The organism is Pseudomonas sp. 22515, assembly GCF_052044625.1.
GTDB classification, from domain to species: domain Bacteria; phylum Pseudomonadota; class Gammaproteobacteria; order Pseudomonadales; family Pseudomonadaceae; genus Aquipseudomonas; species Aquipseudomonas alloputida.
The window spans coordinates 1-432 of sequence record NZ_JBQENN010000081.1 but is presented as its reverse complement, the minus strand read 5'-3'; the positions used below and the strand labels follow the sequence as shown (position 1 = coordinate 432).

Sequence of the window (432 nt, the reverse complement as noted above, 5' to 3'; positions counted from 1 at the left end):
GAGGATTTCGTCAAGGCGGTGAAGGCGACCGGCAAGAAGCAGCTGATCATTGCAGGTGTTGTGACCGAGGTTTGCGTGGCGTTCCCGGCGCTGTCGGCCTTGGAGGAAGAATTTGAGGTGTTCGTGGTGACCGATGCTTCCGGCACCTTCAATGAGATGACCCGTGATGCCGCGCATGACCGCATGAGCCAGGCGGGTGCCCAACTGATGACCTGGTTCGGCGTGGCCTGCGAGCTGCACCGCGACTGGCGCAACGATGTCGAAGGGCTGGCTGCACTTTGCTCCAACCACATTCCGGATTATCGCAACCTGATGACCAGCTATAACGCGCTGACTGCGGGTAAGTAATCAACTATCAGCAACGCGCACAAAGGCCGGCTCTCTCTATAGGGAGCCGGCCTTTTTTGTTTGCTGTACCGGCCTCTTCGCGGG

General features: G+C 58.8%; 1 protein-coding gene. It reads left to right on the top strand.

The window, feature by feature from the left end:
- On the top strand, positions 1–348 hold a 348-nt coding region (locus ACTJJN_RS27035; RefSeq protein ID WP_440781802.1), incomplete at its 5' end, for an isochorismatase family protein.
- Between the last annotated feature and the right edge of the window lie 84 nt (positions 349–432).